The sequence below is a fragment of the Labilibaculum manganireducens genome (assembly GCF_002843385.1).
GTDB classification, from domain to species: domain Bacteria; phylum Bacteroidota; class Bacteroidia; order Bacteroidales; family Marinifilaceae; genus Labilibaculum; species Labilibaculum manganireducens.
This window is the reverse complement of the sequence record NZ_MVDE01000033.1, coordinates 20,737-37,918: the sequence shown is the minus strand read 5'-3', so window position 1 is coordinate 37,918 and position 17,182 is coordinate 20,737. Positions and strand designations below refer to the sequence as shown.

The 17,182-nt window shown below is 34.7% G+C and carries 13 protein-coding genes and 3 tRNA genes; 5 read left to right on the top strand and 11 right to left on the bottom strand.

The features are described 5' to 3' along the window. Positions 1–16 precede the first annotated feature (16 nt). Both BZG01_RS17060 and BZG01_RS17055 read right to left on the bottom strand, forming a co-directional pair. Positions 17–706, bottom strand: a complete 690-nt coding sequence (locus tag BZG01_RS17060; protein WP_101311055.1) for a DUF4956 domain-containing protein — start codon at positions 704–706, stop codon at positions 17–19. Positions 707–712: 6 nt separating this feature from the next. After that, the gene (locus BZG01_RS17055; RefSeq protein ID WP_180327368.1) at positions 713–1,426 is read right to left on the bottom strand and encodes a polyphosphate polymerase domain-containing protein; all 714 of its coding nucleotides are present in this window, start codon (positions 1,424–1,426) and stop codon (positions 713–715) included. Between the two features lie 336 nt (positions 1,427–1,762). Here BZG01_RS17055 and BZG01_RS17050 point away from each other — a divergent pair, with 336 nt between their 5' ends. Both BZG01_RS17050 and BZG01_RS17045 read left to right on the top strand, forming a co-directional pair. Continuing rightward, positions 1,763–2,014 (top strand): hypothetical protein, encoded by a 252-nt coding sequence (locus tag BZG01_RS17050; RefSeq protein WP_101311053.1) that lies wholly within the window; start codon positions 1,763–1,765, stop codon positions 2,012–2,014. Positions 2,015–2,021: 7 nt separating this feature from the next. Then, positions 2,022–2,336: a hypothetical protein gene (locus tag BZG01_RS17045; RefSeq protein WP_101311052.1), complete on the top strand. Its 315-nt coding sequence runs from the start codon at positions 2,022–2,024 to the stop codon at positions 2,334–2,336. 4 nt (positions 2,337–2,340) lie between these two features. Here BZG01_RS17045 and BZG01_RS17040 read toward each other — a convergent pair whose 3' ends face one another. From BZG01_RS17040 to BZG01_RS17025, 4 genes are all read right to left on the bottom strand, one after another. Continuing rightward, on the bottom strand, positions 2,341–3,054 hold the full coding sequence (locus BZG01_RS17040) for a LytR/AlgR family response regulator transcription factor (protein WP_101311051.1): 714 nt from the start codon (positions 3,052–3,054) through the stop codon (positions 2,341–2,343). Beyond that, positions 3,047–3,814 (bottom strand): sensor histidine kinase, encoded by a 768-nt coding sequence (locus BZG01_RS17035; RefSeq protein WP_180327367.1) that lies wholly within the window; start codon positions 3,812–3,814, stop codon positions 3,047–3,049. Before BZG01_RS17035 ends, BZG01_RS17040 begins: the two co-directional genes overlap by 8 nt. A gap of 661 nt (positions 3,815–4,475) precedes the next feature. After that, the gene (locus BZG01_RS17030; protein WP_143470930.1) at positions 4,476–4,865 is read right to left on the bottom strand and encodes a hypothetical protein; all 390 of its coding nucleotides are present in this window, start codon (positions 4,863–4,865) and stop codon (positions 4,476–4,478) included. 407 nt (positions 4,866–5,272) lie between these two features. Beyond that, positions 5,273–6,763 (bottom strand): acyl-CoA dehydrogenase family protein, encoded by a 1,491-nt coding sequence (locus BZG01_RS17025; protein ID WP_101311048.1) that lies wholly within the window; start codon positions 6,761–6,763, stop codon positions 5,273–5,275. Positions 6,764–7,370: 607 nt separating this feature from the next. Between BZG01_RS17025 and BZG01_RS17020 the strand changes: the two genes are divergently transcribed. Beyond that, a complete protein-coding gene (locus BZG01_RS17020) occupies positions 7,371–8,402 on the top strand; it encodes a sugar kinase (RefSeq protein ID WP_101311047.1) in 1,032 nt (343 codons plus the stop codon). A 253-nt stretch (positions 8,403–8,655) separates the two neighbouring features. Here the strand turns inward: BZG01_RS17020 and BZG01_RS17015 are convergent. The 3 genes from BZG01_RS17015 to BZG01_RS17010 all read right to left on the bottom strand — a co-directional run bounded on the left by BZG01_RS17015 (position 8,656) and on the right by BZG01_RS17010 (position 9,113). Then, positions 8,656–8,729 (bottom strand) — tRNA-Arg (locus BZG01_RS17015). A 141-nt stretch (positions 8,730–8,870) separates the two neighbouring features. Continuing rightward, positions 8,871–8,948: transfer RNA gene (locus tag BZG01_RS21615), tRNA-OTHER, on the bottom strand. Between the two features lie 91 nt (positions 8,949–9,039). Continuing rightward, positions 9,040–9,113: transfer RNA gene (locus BZG01_RS17010), tRNA-Arg, on the bottom strand. Positions 9,114–9,369: 256 nt separating this feature from the next. Between BZG01_RS17010 and BZG01_RS17005 the strand changes: the two genes are divergently transcribed. Further along, positions 9,370–11,847: an AsmA-like C-terminal region-containing protein gene (locus BZG01_RS17005; RefSeq protein ID WP_101311046.1), complete on the top strand. Its 2,478-nt coding sequence runs from the start codon at positions 9,370–9,372 to the stop codon at positions 11,845–11,847. A 74-nt stretch (positions 11,848–11,921) separates the two neighbouring features. Further along, positions 11,922–12,524, top strand: coding sequence for a hypothetical protein (locus BZG01_RS17000; RefSeq protein WP_101311045.1), 603 nt, complete (start codon positions 11,922–11,924; stop codon positions 12,522–12,524). A 329-nt stretch (positions 12,525–12,853) separates the two neighbouring features. On the opposite strand, the gene BZG01_RS16995 is transcribed toward BZG01_RS17000, so the two are convergent. Both BZG01_RS16995 and BZG01_RS16990 read right to left on the bottom strand, forming a co-directional pair. Continuing rightward, positions 12,854–14,029 carry a TolC family protein gene (locus BZG01_RS16995; RefSeq protein ID WP_101311044.1) on the bottom strand — a complete coding sequence of 392 codons (1,176 nt, stop codon included), beginning with the start codon at positions 14,027–14,029 and terminating at the stop codon, positions 12,854–12,856. Further along, a complete protein-coding gene (locus BZG01_RS16990; protein ID WP_101311043.1) occupies positions 14,022–17,114 on the bottom strand; it encodes an efflux RND transporter permease subunit in 3,093 nt (1,030 codons plus the stop codon). Before BZG01_RS16990 ends, BZG01_RS16995 begins: the two co-directional genes overlap by 8 nt. Positions 17,115–17,182 lie beyond the last annotated feature (68 nt).

Sequence of the window (17,182 nt, the reverse complement as noted above, 5' to 3'; positions counted from 1 at the left end):
AGATTTGGGTTGATTATTATTGACCATTAACATTGTAGTAGAGGGTTATTTCTGCAACATCTCTCAGAAAATCGATTCGTTCAATTTCATATCGGATAACGTTGATTCCTGTTCTCGTTTGAAAATCGTCCAACAATTTATCATGGTTTTCCATGTGAATGTTTTCAATTTTCTCATAAATCAGTTTAATGGATTTTTCCTGCTTAAGCATTAATCTTTTTTCGAGAAACCAAAGTCCGGCAATAATAAGCGAGTTCGTCAGGATTAATTCGGCATAACTTACCTTTTTGTTGGCAAGTGCGTTCATTACTGATATACCTATAATGATGAAAAGATAAGTCATTTCCTTTATTGGAATGGCATCGGTTCGATATCTGATAATTCCAAAAACGGCAAATAAGCCAAGAGCGAATCCAAGTTCGAGTTTTACACTGTTTAGCAGGAAGCATAGTAAGAAAACAATCACACCAATAGATAGATAGCTGAAATAAAAATCTTTCCGACTGCTGTTCCTTGCATACATGCCATGGGTTACCATAAAAATAAGCGAGGTATTAAAAATGAAACGGATGATGAGTTCTGTAAAATCGCCAATATTAATCAGTTTGATTCCCAAAAATCGAAATTCTTCTTCCCAAGAACTTATTTCAGTTATAGCAGGTACTGTTTTGCTAATCGTGTCTGAAATTTGTAATAGATCGAGCATGCTTATTTAAATTATATGAATACTTGTTTGGGTAACTTTTTCGATGGTTCTAATTTTTTCTTTGAATATATTCCGCTTTAGAATTGGATCGGTGATGCAGCGGCCAATACAGTATTTACTAAAACCACTGGTTTTAATTCTATTTTTGCGCAAAGCCTGTGCTAGTGGCGACACATTAGATTTTCCATCCGATTTTATCTCCACAACAACCAGATTGTCAAGGGTAACAATGCGATTTGCTACTTCAAATTCAATGTCTAAATCGATGGTACATCTTTCTTTTAGGTTTTTGTTCACTAAAGTCAATCGTGAGAATTTGTTGAGCAAGGAGGGAATTAATTCTTTTGTATAAAATGGAGTGTGTGAATTAATGAACTGAGATTCTGTACTAGTGAATGAGGAATTATCGAGAGCACAAGGGATTCTTTTCTTAATGGTTCTTCCTTTGTTATTTTTGAATTTGATTTCCAAAAAATGAATGCCAGAATCAATGTAAGTTCTTTTTCGAATTTTAAAACGATTCAATTTGCCATTGTGATGGGCTGAAAACATACGGTCGTTTTTGGTGTCGAAATAGGCAGTAGAGTAGGATAGTAGACTTTTCCCTTCGATGCATAGGAGGTGGTAGTCATGTTGCACTTCCTGTAATAGTTTAGGAAGGTAATCGGAATGAAACCAAAACTTCCGATCTGTTCGGTTCATTAACCTCACCTTTTCCATGTCTACTAATTTAATTTGATCAAAACATTCCGTATTCATACTTGGTTTCCAGTTGATTAATTTTGTTTCGAAAATATTACAATAGAGCCGTTTTTGAAAAAGGAATCAACGGAATGGAGGATTTTATCAACGAATGAAATTTTTAATTGAGGGTATTTCTTTTGTACAGAGCAGAAATTCCTTGGCATATGAATTGCAGTAATTCTATAAAAACAGAGATGATTTTCTATAATTACTTTGTTTATTGGATTTGTAATCAGTTGTGAAAAGGACTTTGTCCTACATAAATGTTGGATTGAGTTGGAAAATACTAACAAAAATGTAAAATCTAAGCATATGTCGATAGGAAATGCAATAAAATTCATGAAAAACGCGGATCGCGATTCCAGTTTTCGGAAATCGCTTTACAAATTAAATGGAATTATGGAATTTAGAAAGTTTCAGATTGTTGAGGATTTGGAGTTTTCGGATGCCGAATTTGAAGAGGCTTTTAATCATTTACATTCTGAATGCCAGTTTGCCGAGCAGGCAGATAATCTTTTTAATCTGAAACATTTGTTTGAATTAATTATTTGTCATACAAAATAATACATCTATGAGTGCGGTATACCGGGAATTAACAAAAATAAAAGAGTTGATTGAAGAGCTGGGATTTACAATTTCTTATCCTTATGATGATTTGTTGTTTGTAGACAGCAATGCTTTCTTGATTCAGTTTGACGATGCGAATTTAAATTCTTTTTTTCTGCACTTTAATGATCATTTGTCACAGGAAGTTCAGACTGAGTTAAAGGATAGAATTACGAGTTCTTCCTCTGAAAAGGGCTTGAAAATTAATCCGAAAGGGCAGTTTCAGTTAAAGCAAAAAGAAGGGCGCGACAACGAAGTGGAATTAAAATTTATTCTCTGACTTTTTAAATCAGGAAATTATTGTCGATAAAATGTTGAAATTTTTCTTTGTATTGATCACTTATTGGAATGTAAACATCATTAAAGATGATTCTGCTTCGTTCTATAGTTGTGATTTTTTGTAGGTTTACAATGAAGGATCGGTGAACTCTCATGAATGGTGAGGATGGAAGTTTTTCTTCTATCTTCTTCATGCTAAGTAGTGTCATTAATGGTTTCGTATTATCTAAATGAATGCGCACATATTCTCGCATACCTTCAATGTAAAGTATGTTTTTAATTTCGATTCTGATAATTTTGTATTCCGATTTAATAAATAAGTGATCAGAATTTGCATTTAGATCTTCGGTTTTAGAACTGATGTGGTCGAGGTGCATTTGAGCCTTTAGTGCTGATTTTAAAAAAGTAGTATAGTCAAGAGGTTTCAGGATATAATCAAGGGCATTTACCTTAAATCCATCTATTGCATATTCGCTATACGCAGTTGTGAAAATTATTTTTGGACGATTGTCTAGTGATTTAGCCATGTCCATACCATTCAGATCGGGCATATGAATATCCAGAAAAATCAGATCAATCTTATTTTCTGCAATAAACTGCAGAGCATCCATGGCATTCTCGAAGCTAGCCTTAAGATTTAAAAAAGCAGTTTTTTCAATGTACCCGGTTATTTGTTTTAAAGCTAGGGGTTCGTCGTCTATGGCTATGCAATTAATCATTTTCTAAAGGAATTGTAAGTCTAACGTAATATTCGTTTTCACTTTCAGTAATGTTTAAGCTCTGGATCCCATCAAACAGAATATCCAATTGTTTTTGCAAATTAACCAAGCCTACACCAATACCTTTTTCTTTTTTTGATAAAGGGGATACACTGTTTTTTATTTCAAAGATCAACCAATGCTGATCCTGTTTTGCATCAATGAAAATATAGGATTCCTGTGAATAGCTGACCCCATATTTAAAAGCATTTTCTACCAGAGAAATAAAAAGTAAGGAAGGGATTTTTATATAATCCTCTTTTACATCAAGATCTATATTAATTTTCACTTTATCTGAATATCGAATACGCATCAAGTCGATGTAGGAAGTCATGAATTCAAATTCTTCTCTGATTGTTGCTGTTCCTTGTTGCGATTCATTCAGTAGATATCTCATTAGTTTAGATAATTTTATTATTGATTTTTGAGCCTGAATCTGATCTATCTCTATTAGAGCGTGAATGTTGTTGAGTGTATTCATGAAAAAATGAGGGCTAATTTGTTGGCGTAGAAAGGAGAGTTCTGTTTTTAAATAAATTTTTTCTTTTTCCTCATGTTGCAATTCTTCTAAATGTCTTTGAATACCTATCTTTATAGCATTATTGAAACCTATCACCAAAAAGGAAATAATCATATTTTCGAAAATGATGTAGTTGAAAGATTTGTAACCTTCAAACAGTGGTTTTCTATCATTGGGTGGTTTTCGAAACGGATCCATCATACTTTCCGGTTTCATATGTTCACCGGGATGCATAGGCATATTCCTAGGAATGTGTCCGGAAAACAAAAAATCATGAAGTACGTTAGGTAAATGGTTTATAGCAGAAAACAAAATAACTATTGCAGATATTGAGGTGAAATACCAGATAAATTTTTTCTGAAATAGTAGTTTGGGGACCAACAGACTATTGTTTATAATGAAAATAAGTAAAAAAGGGAGGACTCGAATCCACTCTAAAATAACTCTGCTCCAGCTAAATTCATCACCGCCTTTTAATGTGAAAACTGGCAAAGCCAATACAATAGCGCATATTAAACAATAGACTATATTTTCACTTCTTTTTTGAGTAAACATTGTATTAGCTAAGGTTTTTTTGAAAATTCCAAGATGTTTATTTTTAAGAGAAAGCTTCAAATTATTACCAGCTTTATTTGTTGTTTATTTCTTTTTGTGATATGATAGCTTTCCTGTCAAAGGAAGTTTTTTTTTGTATTTAGTTTAAATAGATTCTACGAATGGGTAAATTTCATCTGCAAATTGCTGAGTTTTATTTCCAGAAGAAAAGATCACAAGCAGGTTTGATTAATATTGTTGTGAAAGTGAGATTGGTTTATGGAACATCTTTTCGAAGATGATCCATAAACCGGAAATTTACAATTGATTATTCTTGGGAATGATGAGGCCTGTGTTTTGGCTCATTTTGCTTCATGAAAACCTCAAATTGTTTTTGCTGTTCGGTAGTTAAAATGGATTTCACTTCTGTTTCAAATTTAGTTTTTAAGGCTTCCATTTCGCTTCTAGGATGGTTGGATGATTCTATTTTAGCCGATAATTCTTCAAAATGAGCTGTAAATAAATCATACATTTGCTTGCTTTGGACATCATTTAGAACGAGAGTACCTGATAATTTCATCACCATTGTTTTTATCTGTGATGCATCTGGAATTGGAGGTGGACCTTGTTGATCTCTTTGTTGAGCTTGTGCAAAGTTTACATCTAAAAGCATCATTACAGCAATTCTTAATATTATTGTTAATTTTATAATTCTCATGCCTTTGTGTATTAGTTTTTAGTTTTGGTACTAATGAATGAGATTCTGCTCTTATATTAAAAAGGAATCAATGAATACAAGAATTTCATCTGCGAATTGGTTCATCGTGTCAATTTGGTTTTGAGAATAATATATTGAATTAGCTAATTATGAACTTTAATTACTAAGCCAAAAGTTGTAAATTTCAACAAAGACGATTGATTTATCTGTAGCATCTGGCTTTAAAATAACATCCGTTTTACATTTACGTTATAAGTTTAGATGTATTATAGTAATAGAATTTTTCAAGAACAGAAGGGGAAATCTGGAGATTTATAGGGTAATAGGAGATAGGGCTTATTGTTTAAAAATATAAATGGCCATCTGATGCAGATGACCATTGTATTATAGCACAAATAAATATTGAATTAAGAGAATTCCAACCATGAACTTCCGTCTTGATATTCATCAACACTTGTAATTTTACTGCTGTTGTGGTAAGAATAGATTAGATTACTGATGTCTTGCTGAAGAGAAGACAAACAGTTTTCAATTAAATCTTTTCGGAATCCTTTTTCAGCAAGGTCAATTACTAATCCTGCTGATACAATTCTACCTATGGCTCTTCCCAGATCAACTAATTTACGTTGAGGTAAATCGGTGTTTAAAGAAAAATCAGTTTGTTTTTTAAAGAATTCGGATGCTTTAGTCGTTAAATCAAAGTTTTTCAGAAATTGAAACAGGTTGAATTCCTTTTTCTTTTTCATTAGTTTGATTACCATTTCTGAAATTTGAGTGTAGAGCATTTCATTTGCTCCTTCAAAAATTTGAAACGGGCGGCTATCCACAATTCCTCTGCCTCCAATGTGACTAAGTCGATAGCCTTTTGCGCCAGATAACTGAACCAGTGTTTGGGCAGATTCCTGCATTAAATCAGTCACAATGGTTTTTACACTATTGGCCTCAATTCCATCTGCCGAAAGATCATTTTCGATGCTGCTTTTTGTGCTGCTTCGAGAGCAAAATGCCGAGCATATTGTGAAAGCACTCTGAATTTTAGAGATTTGAAATTGTACCTGATCGTAAGAGATTAAACTTTTGCCGCCAACAATTCTATTTTTACATTGATTCAAAGCTTCATCCATTAGTCTTTTAATAAAACCAAGTCCCATACCCGGAAATTGCATTCTGCTGCGGTGCAAAATATCAAGCATCATTTTAATTCCAGTTGTTTCAGGATTTAATTTGAAGTTTTTAGGTATTTGTAAATCGAGCTTATTTTTGCCGTAAGGAATCATATACAAACCAAGATTGTCATAGTATTCTTCAACAACGACTTGTTGGTTTTTTTGAGTTACATCGCAAATGAAAAAATCGATATCTCTGCCAAGTTGTCCATCCTGTTTTTGATGACGTGATGTAATTAACCAATAATCTGCTAAACCGGTTAGTCCCTGCCAATGTTTCGTTCCTTTAATATGAAAACGATCGTCTTTCTCTGTGAATGAAGTTTGCATATTTAAAGCACCACTTCCATGATCAGGTTCAGTAATCATTAAACCGCCCATATTTTGTTTGGTAAGGAAGCGTTGAAAAATATCTTTTTTTACGATCTCATTTGCATATTTGGCCACAGGTTCAAGAAAGAGACCTATATTAATTCCAAAGGTCAGCGATAAAGGAAGAGATTCATATGCAGCAGAGGCTAATATGCCCAGACATTCTTTTACTTTAATACCTCTACCTCCATAATTTTCAGGAATTGCAACGGAAAGTGGGTTTCCTGACATAACTTCTCTCATTACCAAAGGAGGAAAACCTCTTTGCGAACTAAATTTGTTAATGTCATCCCGTTCGTGAAAAACAGATTTAAGAGTCTTTTCAAAAGCCTGTATGTATTCAGAAAAATTTGTACTCATGTTTTTTGTTTGGTTAATTTATTCTACTTCAAAAGGAAGTAGGTTATTTGGTTTAAATCCACAATTTGCTTGTGGTAATAGTTGTCACTTATTTTAATTGGGATTTAGACGGAATAAAAATAAGCTAAATAAATGGATTTAAAGACTCACATGTCTTTTAATTTCGTTTCTCTAAATTGAAAAGGTGGCATTTAGGAGGAATATGTCAGTCTTTATTCTCAAGGAGTTTTTTTTTTTTCATTGGTATTTATGAATATTTTCTAAATACCGGAACTGGTTTTATTAAGAGAATGATTTTAGCTATTGCTATAAAATTGTGTTTTTTTAGTTTTTTACGTATATTCGTTCCGTTAACGAGCACGGATTAATTTATTCTTTTTGAGTTTTTTAAATTAAACGATAATACTCCTTGTTTTAGAGCATAATGTCTGTTGTGTTGTATGTATATGTGTTTGTTTTCAAAATTTAATTATAGCTTATTTTAGTTTTTTTTGACCTAATCCGTTAACGCGCACAGTGTGTGGTGTTTTTCGAATGATTTTTTACAGGATGAAAAAAAGAGGTGTTTGTCTTGAGTTTTAGATTTAAATGATAGTAGGAATTAGCAATGAATAAAAAAGTAATCACTTTCGGAGAAATCATGTTGCGATTGGCAACACCTGATTATAAACGTTTTTTGCAAAGCAACACATTTAATGCTACATACGGTGGTGGCGAAGTTAATGTATCTGTGTCATTAGCTAACTTTGGAATACCAACGGCTTATGTTACTCGCTTGCCCAACAATGATGTTGGAAAATCTTGTAAATCAATCCTTAATAAATTTGGTGTAGATACGCGCTATATTGTTTTTGGCGGGGAACGTTTGGGTATTTACTTTCTGGAAACAGGCGCTGTGGCCAGAGGTTCTAAAGTTGTTTATGATCGCGCCAATTCGGCATTTACCGGATTTACAAAAGGCATGATTGATTGGAATGATATATTTCAGGATGCGTGCTGGTTTCATTGGACGGGTATTACGCCTGCTATTTCTTCAGGTGCTACCGAGTTGCTGATAGAAGCACTTACGAAAGCGAACGAAATGGGAATAAGCGTATCTTGTGATGTAAATTACCGAAGCAAGCTTTGGAAGGAAAACAATAAGGTGGAAGAAGTAATGCCTGCCTTAATTGCTAAAACAAATGTGCTGATAGGAAATGAGTTTGATGCAGGTAAAGTTTTGGGTATTCAAACCAATTTATCCGCTGATGCTGAGTATTCGAATGAAACTTTTGGTACTGTATCCAAACTTTTGATGGAAAAGTACCCAAGGCTTGAAAAAATTATAACCACACGAAGAGGAACCATTAGTGCTAATCACAATAGTTGGATGGGGATCATGTTCGATGGAAACCAAGTATCGGAATCTTCAACTTATCAAATGACTCATATTGTCGATCGTGTAGGTGGAGGGGATGCTTTAATGGCTGGATTAATTTATGGTTTTCTTACTTATCCCAACAATCCTCAAAAAACAATTGATTTTGCTGTTGCATCCTCATTTTTGAAGCATACGATTTCAGGTGATGCTAATGACGTTAGTGTGGAGGAAGTGGAACAGTTGATGAAAGGGGACTTGGGCGGTAAAATTGATTGGTAGTAAAATCTTCTAAAAATACATTATTGTTTCCAAACATATTGATCTTAAATCAGTAGGGGCAATCATTCTTGTTCATTTTGATTAAAAACAAAAAGACTCATCAAGAAATTGGTGAGTTTCTTGTGAACGCGGAGGTATATTCCCCGCCCTTCGTGATGAACTTGTTACGAACCCTAATTAGATTCTCATCCCTGAATTCGTATTGATTTTAGTACATAAAAAAAACTCATCAATTTCTCGATGAGTTTCTAAGTGAACGCGGAGGGATTCGAACCCCCAACCTCTACGGCCGTAACGTAGTGCACTATCCAGTTATGCTACGCATCCTTTTCCTTTTTAAGGCGGTGCAAATATAGTTATTTTTCTTTTCATACTGCAAGCCTATGTTTAAATATTACGAAAAAAAAATATTTTTGTTTAAATAAATAGGTAAAACAAAAAACTCACCAATTTCTTGATGAGTTTTCGTGAACGCGGAGGGATTCGAACCCCCAACCTCTACGGCCGTAACCCAGAAATAGTTATGCACTATCCAGTTATGCTTTCTTTTTTATTTTAAGCGAGATATTTTTGTGGAGAGTAAATATAAAAACGGTGTTAAAACAAAAAAACTCACCAATTTCTTGATGAGTTTTCGTGAACGCGGAGGGATTCGAACCCCCAACCTCTACGGCCGTAACGTAGTGCACTATCCAGTTATGCTACGCATCCATGATTACCTCGGTAATGCGGTGCAAATATAGATAAATTTTACATTTTGAGTCTATAAATAGGAGTCTTTTTTTAATAAAAATGAAACTTCAGAATGAAGCTGGTATTAAAAAACTCTAAATCTTTTAGTTAGGATTTTAGTTAAGGATAAAAAAAACTAAATTTACTTTGTTCATGATTATTTTTTCATTGAATCAAGTATAATGCTTAAGGTTTTGTACTTTTGTTATGTAAAACCATATAAATAAATGATATAATGAAGAAGTTTCTAAAGTTTTTTGGAGGATTTGTAGTCTTACTTTTAGCACTGCTAATCATTTTACCCTTTTTCTTTAAAGATAAGATAATGGAGCGGGTAAAAACCGAAATTAATAATACGATAGATGCTAAGGTAGAAATAGGAGATTTATCATTATCGATGTTTAAAAATTTCCCAAACCTTTATGTTGAGCTTGAGAATGTAACTGTTGTTGGCAAAAATGAATTCTCAACTGACACTTTGGCTTCAGTTGGTAGTTTATATACTGCAGTTGATTTGGGTTCAGCGTTGTCCGGCACTCAAATAAAAGTTGGGGCAATTGTGTTGGCCAACGCAAAAGTAAATGCTGTTGTTTTGGAATCGGGAAAAGCAAATTGGGATATTGTAAAAGAATCTGATGAGGCAGTGGTGGAAGAGGAGACTGGCGAGGTTTCTGATTTTAAAGTGATTTTTGAAGAAGTACGTATTGAAGATTTCTTTTTGCGTTACGCGGATGCATCCATAAAAACTGTTCTTGTTGTAGATGATTTGGATTTGACGCTAAATGGTGATTTTACAGTGAAATCGACGAATTTGAATGTAAAATCGCAAATTACAGGAATTGATTTGGATTACGATGGTGTAAAATATTTGAAAAAGGCGAGTGTATCGCTTGATGCGGTTATTGGAGCTGATCTTCAGAATATGATATTCACATTCAAAGAGAATAAACTAACCTTAAATGAACTGGTGTTCGGTATAGATGGAAATGTTGGAATGTTAGAGGATGGTTATAGTCTGGATTTGAAAATGAATGCTCAGAAGGCAGATTTTAAAACCTTGCTTTCAATGGTTCCTGATGTATTCAAAGCCGATCTTAAAGGATTGGAGACTAACGGAGCTCTGGCAGTAACAGCTTTCGTAAAAGGGGATTATAAAGAAGATTATATGCCGTCATTTGGTGCTAAGTTAGCAGTTGATAAGGCTACTCTAAAATATCCTGATCTTAAAGAATCGGTTAACAATATTACCATAAATGCGGAAGTAAAACATCCGGGAGGAGATCTGGATTTATTGACAGCTGATGTAAATTCATTTCATTTTGAGGTTGCCAACAATCCATTTGATGCAGAAATCCATGTAAAGAATCCAATATCAGATCCTTACATGAATGGTTTATTCAAAGGAGTGATTGATTTTGCCAAAATTCGCCATGCAATTCCAATGGATAGCATTAAAATTACAGGTGTTGTTACCTCTGATGTTAGTTTTAGCGGAAAGATGTCTGCTATAGAAAAGGAGGAATATGAAAAAATTACGACCAAAGGGGATGTGAAATTGAAAAACTTTGAATTCTCCACTCCTGATTTTCCTCAAGGAATTAAGATCATAAGCTCTGTTCTGAATTTTACGCCAAAATACATCAGCCTGACTTCTTTTAACTCCAAAATTGGAGTTTCGGATATTCAGTTAACTGGAAAAATAGAGGACTATATCCCTTACGTTTTAAAAGATAAAGTTTTAAAAGGAAACTTCATTTTGAGTTCAAATTTATTTGATATAAATGAATTTATGACAGAGGAAGAGGATGCAAAAGCGGTTTCGGATACAATTCCATTAAGCGTGATTGAAATTCCGGCTAATTTAGACTTAAAATTGGTTTCTTCGATGAAACTGATACAGTTCGATAAAATGAATATCGAGAATGTAAAGGGACTAATTGTTGTTAAAAATGCTAAAGCACAGTTAACTGACTTATCCATGGATATGTTAAAAGGGTCGATGACAATGAATGGTTCCTACAACACTAAGAATATTCAGAAACCAGCCATTGATTTTGGTTTGGATGTGAAGGATTTTGATATCAATTCAGCATACGAATCATTAAGCATGATTAAAAAGATGCTTCCAATTGCTATGAATTGTTCCGGTAAGATTTCATCCGATTTAAAGATTACATCTTTGCTTGATCAGGAAATGAGTCCGGTAATGAATACATTGAATGGAAATGGAGCAATTCATTCCAAAATGATTGTGATAAAAGATAATAAAGCTTTCGACGCCTTAGCTGCGGCATTAAAAAATGACAAATACAAACGGATTTCGATAACTCAATTCGATATGAATTTTGTAATTACTGATGGAAATGTGGAGGTAAAGCCATTTGAAGCTAAAGTTGCAGGTCATCCGGCACAAATTTACGGAACTCAGTCTGTTGATGGAAAATTGAATTTTACCATGGATATGAAATTACCAAAAGATGAGTTGGGCAAAGAGGTAAATCAGTATTTCGATAAATTACCTGGTTTCGATGAAGTTAAAGAGCTTGATGTTGCTGTGAAGATTACTGGTACAGTTGATAATCCTAATGTGAAGCTTGATTTAAGTAAAGCAATTAAGCAGGCTCAGCAGGCTGTGGCCAAAGAGTTGGAACGACGGGCCAAGAAAGAATTGGAAAAGAAAGGGAAAGATTTGTTGAAGAAATTATTTAAGTAGAAGAAATTTGTCATATTTAATATGGAACGGAGAATCATTATGGTTCTCCGTTTTTTCTTGATAAATGCTCTTAAATGATGAAGAAACTGTATATCTTTTTTTTTATTTTCTCTCCAATGTTAATACATGCACAGTTTACCAAAGATTATCTTCTGTATGTGGATTATGGAATTTCGGCAGGTAACTATATAGGAGGAGAAGTTCATTTGAATTACATTCATAAACAAAAACTATCGCTCCAGATTGGCTTTTATGACTTACAACGAAAAGATCTTTTGCGGCCGGAGAATTATAATGGGGGACCGGTGTCAATTTTTTACTTGGGGGAGAGTAATCCAAAAGACAAATTAAAATCTTACTCCTTTTTGGTTGGTAAGATTTTACCGTATAAAGGATATCAGAAAGCAAGATGGAATTTAAGAGCAGGACTAACTTATTCTAGTTTTAAAGAACCAATAAACTACATTGAAATAGATTCTGGTTTATTCGGTGCGAATTATACTTTCGAATATGAAAAAAGCAAAATGTTTGGTGTTATTATTAAACCAGAATTAGAAGTTGCCTTTTTTAAAAATATTGGAACAGGTATTTCTGGTATTGTTTGTTATAATGAAAAAACAATTCACGTTGGACTTGAATTGGTATTCAAATTTGGATTTGTAGGAGCATCAAAATAATCTTTTAATCTCACAAAATTAAAGGCACGAAAAAGGGATGGCAACCACTCCATCCCTTCTCTAATTCACTTTATAACCTGAATTCTCAATTGAGAATTCAGGTTAAATATAGGAATAAATTTTTTATTGTCAAGTAATTGATAAATATATTGATAATTTACGATAAAAAACACTAATTATTGAACAACAAAAAAGGATGGTAACCACCCCATCCTTTTTTAATCTATTCACTTTAAACCTTAAAAACGGAAACCGTTTTGCTACTTCTACGCTAAGGGTTTCAAAAAAGTTATACGAAAAGTGATATTTTTAATGAATCTACATAAGTATTAAAGTAGATACCTTAGTATCTTAGCCTTGTTGATGTTGTATTCATGTTCAATTTCAAGATAAGTATCGAAACTTTCGTAGTAGTAAATGCTCTCCATAAGATATTCAATTCCAGATATTTCGCCGAAATCAAGAGCCTTGCGCAAAAGAGAATCATATTTCTTTTCTGCAAACACATTTTGATAGTCGGAAAGACTGGATTTTAGACTGAAAAAAGTTTGAAAAAGTTTCTCATATTCATTTTCTTTCTCCATTTTCTCGAAGGACAGCTCTTCTTTTCGGAACAGTTCCATTAATTTTGCCTGCTTTACTTTGTTTTTATTTTCCCACAAAGGAATGCTGATTCCGAGTTTCATACCGTTGGCTTCTTTCATCAAATCTGAACCTAAATAGCGATACCCGATTGATATCTTAGGAAGAGAATTTGTTTTTACCAAAGAAGTTTCTTTCGAAGCTATCTGTTCATTTGCTTTTAGTTGGTTTAAGTAAGGATCGGTGGTTACAGCATTTTCAAGTAGAAGTTTAGTGTCCTCGTCCATACTCACAACAGGATACTCAAGGTCATCTAAATTCAGTTCCAAACCTCCATTCTGTTTTTGTAGATCTTTTTTCAGATTGGATATTTTGTTTCGTACCAGCTGCAGCTGATTTTTTGTGTTAAGAGCCAACATTCTAATTTTATTAACCTCTAGAATATTGGCATCTCCTTCCTGTAACCTCTTCTCAAAAAAGCGCGTTAATCTTTCCGCATTATCCAATCTTGTACTCAGCTCTATATTTTGTTTGTTTCTATAAATAAGCTCAAAGCAAATCAATTCTGTTTCCAGTAAAATGTCTTGTCTTACTTTTGCCTGGATATTTTTCAGATTAGTTATTTTCTCATCTCTAAGCTGATTTTTGTAGATATAACTGGTTGGGAAATCGAAACTCTGACTTACCAAAATTTCGTAGGGTTTGCCTTCCTGCGAAGAAAAACTTTTTTCCCATTCCAATTCAGGATTGGCCAAATTGTTTTGAGACCGTATTCCTAATTTTTGCGCCTCTAAATATTGCTGATGCGCTTGAAGTTTTGGATTGTTTTTTTCAACTTCCTGCAAAATTCTCTGAACAGAGGATTGAGCCATTCCCTGAATGCTCAATCCTGTTATGATGATGATTAATAATATTCTAAGCATTTCCTTTGTTTTTAGTGTTCAGTAAAAGATACACGATTGGAATAATATAAATATTCAGTAGGGTAGAACTCAATAGTCCACCCAGAATAACAACTGCCATCGGACTTTGAATTTCATTTCCCGGCTGATCGCCAGCTATTGCCATTGGAATTAAAGCCAGTGCTGCTGTCAATGCTGTCATTAAAATGGGACTCAATCTGTGAACAGATCCTTGAACAATAATATCCTTGATTGTATTGCCTTTCCCTTTCATACTTTGGTAGTTCGAGATGAGTAAAATACCATTTCGGGTAGCAATGCCAAACAGGGTGATGAATCCAATTATTGCTGGAATACTAAGCATTCCAGATGTGAAATAAATGGTAAAAACACCTCCAATAAGCGCTAATGGTAAATTCAATAAAATGATACCTGCCAGTTGAGTACTTCTAAATTCCTGAAACAGCAGAAGGAAAATAATCAGAAAACTGAACATTGATGCAATCATTAAAACCCGGGAAGCTTTGGCTTCACTTTCAAACTGTCCGCCGTACTCAATTCTATAACCTTCAGGAGATTTTATGTCTTGCTCAACTTTGTTCTGAATATCAGTAACAACACTGCGAAGATCACGATCGGCAACATTGGCAGAAACAACCAGCTTGCGTTGAACATTTTCACGGTGAATGGTATTTGGACCCGATAGCGATTGAATTTCGGCTACATAACTAAAAGGAATTTTCTTTCCGTCCCATGTATCAATCAAGGCATTTTGAATGGCATCATAACTACCACGGTTTTCTTCGTTGTACTTTACCACCAAATCGAAAGCTCTAATTCCTTCAAACACATCCGAAACTTTCGATCCGGCAAATGCTACATGAATAAATTCAGAGAATTGAGCAATTGAAATGCCGTATTTAGCCAGCATATCGCGTTTTGGCAAAATTCTAATTTGCGGAATTTCTACCTGCTGTTCTACATTTACATCAACAACGCCTTCTATGGGCGAAATCGATGTTTTGATATCATTCGCCAGTTTGAACATTAAATTCAAATCATCACCAAAAATTTTGATCGCAATATTGGCTTTAGTGCCGGAAAGTATATGATCTATTCTGTGTCCTAAGGGTTGTCCTATGGCGAAATTAACTCCTGAGATATGACTCAGTTTTTCACGGACTTCCAGAAGGAATTCGGATTTGGTTCGTTCTGTCAATGTAAAAGGCACTTCAATTTCAGAAGTATTTACACCAAACGAATGTTCATCCAACTCAGATCGGCCTGTTCGCCGGGCGGTTAAACTGATTTCAGGAACTGTTCTCAAGGCATCTTCGGCCAAAACTTTAATCTTGTTCGATTCTTCCAAAGAAATTCCCGGTTTGGTAATCGCTGTAATTGTTAGAGAGCCTTCGTTGAATTCAGGAAGAAAGTTTCTGCCTAATCCCGAAAGGATAAAAATGGAGACAACAAAGAGGAGAGCAGCTCCACCTAAGATCCATTTTTTGTAGAGCAAGGCTTTCCCAAGAGAATGGCTATACCATTGGTTTAAGTGAGCAACCAACCAGCTTTCTTTGTTCTTTCTGTCGAGCATTTTATTGCTGGTGAGCATGAAGCTGCACAAAACAGGAGTAAGAGTAAGTGCGACAACCAATGAAGCAAAAAGAGAAACGATAAACGCAATGCCAAGTGGTTGAAGCATTCGGCCTTCCATGCCGCTTAGGAAAAATAAGGGCAAAAAAGCAGCAATAATAATAAAGGTTGCATTGATAATGGATGAACGAATTTCGCAGGATGCAGAGTAAACGATTTTAATTGGTTTTTTTCTCTGTTCCTTTGGTAAAAGGTGATTTTGCCTGAGTCGTTTGTAAACATTTTCCACATCAATAATTGCATCATCAACCAAATCACCAACAGCAATGGCCATACCTCCTAAAGTCATGGTGTTTATGGTAATGCCCAAAAATTTAAGAGTGATCATGGTTACCAAAAGCGAAATTGGAATTGCTAAAAGTGAAATTATGGTTGTTCTGTAGTTCATCAGAAATACCAGCAAAATCACAATCACAAAAACGGAACCTTCCATCAGTGCTTTTTTAACATTCCCAATGGATGAGTTAATAAAATCCGCCTGACGAAAAATGTGTGTATTCACACTAACCCCTGCCGGTAATGATTTTGATAATTCTGCAATAGACTGATCCAATTTTTCGGTCAGCTTTAGTGTATTGATGCCTGGTTGCTTTTTTACAGTTAGCAAGACTGCCTGCTCACTGTTAATGGTTCCCAAACCAATTTTTGGCGCAGCAGCAGCCTTAACTTCAGCAATATCACTAATTCGAACAGGAATATTGTTGTACATTTTCACAACAGAGTTCCCAAGTTCTTCAAAATCTGATGTGCGGGCAATTCCTCTAATGTTGTAATGGTTTCCGTATTCGTTGATAAATCCACCGGCAGAATTCTGGTTGGTAGAGCGGGCTGCCTTCATTAATTCATCAATACTGACTTTGTAATACCTCATTTTTTGAGGATTGGCCAAGATCTGATATTGTTTGAATTCGCCTCCGATTACAACAACCTGTGCAACCCCGTTAATCGCCAGCAAATGCGGACGAATGGTCCAGTCAGCCAAAGTTCTTAGTTCCATTGGAGAAATGCTGTCCGATTGCAGTCCAATCATTAAAACTTCTCCCATAATTGATGATTGAGGAGCCAAACTAGGATTTCCAGCTCCTTCGGGCAAGCTTTCGGAAACTGCCAGCAGCTTCTCGCTCACAATTTGCCGGGCTTTGTAAATGTCGGTTCCCCATTCGAATTCGATCCATACGATGGAGAATCCTGCCGATGAGGAGGAACGTAAGCGTCTGACATTAGTAGCTCCGTTAACAGCAGTTTCAATAGGGAAAGTGACCAGTTTTTCAACTTCTTCGGGAGCCATTCCATGAGCTTCTGTCATAACTACCACGGTTGGGGCTGTCAGATCGGGAAACACATCTACATCCATGTTTGCTGTTGTATAGCCACCACCTAAAATTAGGAGGATGGATACAAACAGTACAAGAATACGATTGTGTAATGCATATTGTATGATTTTATTTAACACGATAGTCTATTTTAAATTTTTGTATCAGTTTTAGTTCAACCAGCTTTCTTGTGCATTCCTAAAATACA

Excerpts from the sequence above, each read along its gene's own strand:
- BZG01_RS17060 (WP_101311055.1), bottom strand. The coding sequence starts at position 706 with ATGCTCGATCTATTACAAATTTCAGACACGATTAGCAAAACAGTACCT.
- BZG01_RS17055 (WP_180327368.1), bottom strand. The coding sequence starts at position 1,426 with ATGGAAAAGGTGAGGTTAATGAACCGAACAGATCGGAAGTTTTGGTTT.
- BZG01_RS17050 (WP_101311053.1), top strand. The coding sequence starts at position 1,763 with ATGTCGATAGGAAATGCAATAAAATTCATGAAAAACGCGGATCGCGAT.
- BZG01_RS17045 (WP_101311052.1), top strand. The coding sequence starts at position 2,022 with ATGAGTGCGGTATACCGGGAATTAACAAAAATAAAAGAGTTGATTGAA.
- BZG01_RS17040 (WP_101311051.1), bottom strand. The coding sequence starts at position 3,054 with ATGATTAATTGCATAGCCATAGACGACGAACCCCTAGCTTTAAAACAA.
- BZG01_RS17035 (WP_180327367.1), bottom strand. The coding sequence starts at position 3,814 with ATGATGGATCCGTTTCGAAAACCACCCAATGATAGAAAACCACTGTTT.
- BZG01_RS17030 (WP_143470930.1), bottom strand. The coding sequence starts at position 4,865 with ATGAGAATTATAAAATTAACAATAATATTAAGAATTGCTGTAATGATG.
- BZG01_RS17025 (WP_101311048.1), bottom strand. The coding sequence starts at position 6,763 with ATGAGTACAAATTTTTCTGAATACATACAGGCTTTTGAAAAGACTCTT.
- BZG01_RS17020 (WP_101311047.1), top strand. The coding sequence starts at position 7,371 with ATGAATAAAAAAGTAATCACTTTCGGAGAAATCATGTTGCGATTGGCA.
- BZG01_RS17005 (WP_101311046.1), top strand. The coding sequence starts at position 9,370 with ATGAAGAAGTTTCTAAAGTTTTTTGGAGGATTTGTAGTCTTACTTTTA.
- BZG01_RS17000 (WP_101311045.1), top strand. The coding sequence starts at position 11,922 with ATGATGAAGAAACTGTATATCTTTTTTTTTATTTTCTCTCCAATGTTA.
- BZG01_RS16995 (WP_101311044.1), bottom strand. The coding sequence starts at position 14,029 with ATGCTTAGAATATTATTAATCATCATCATAACAGGATTGAGCATTCAG.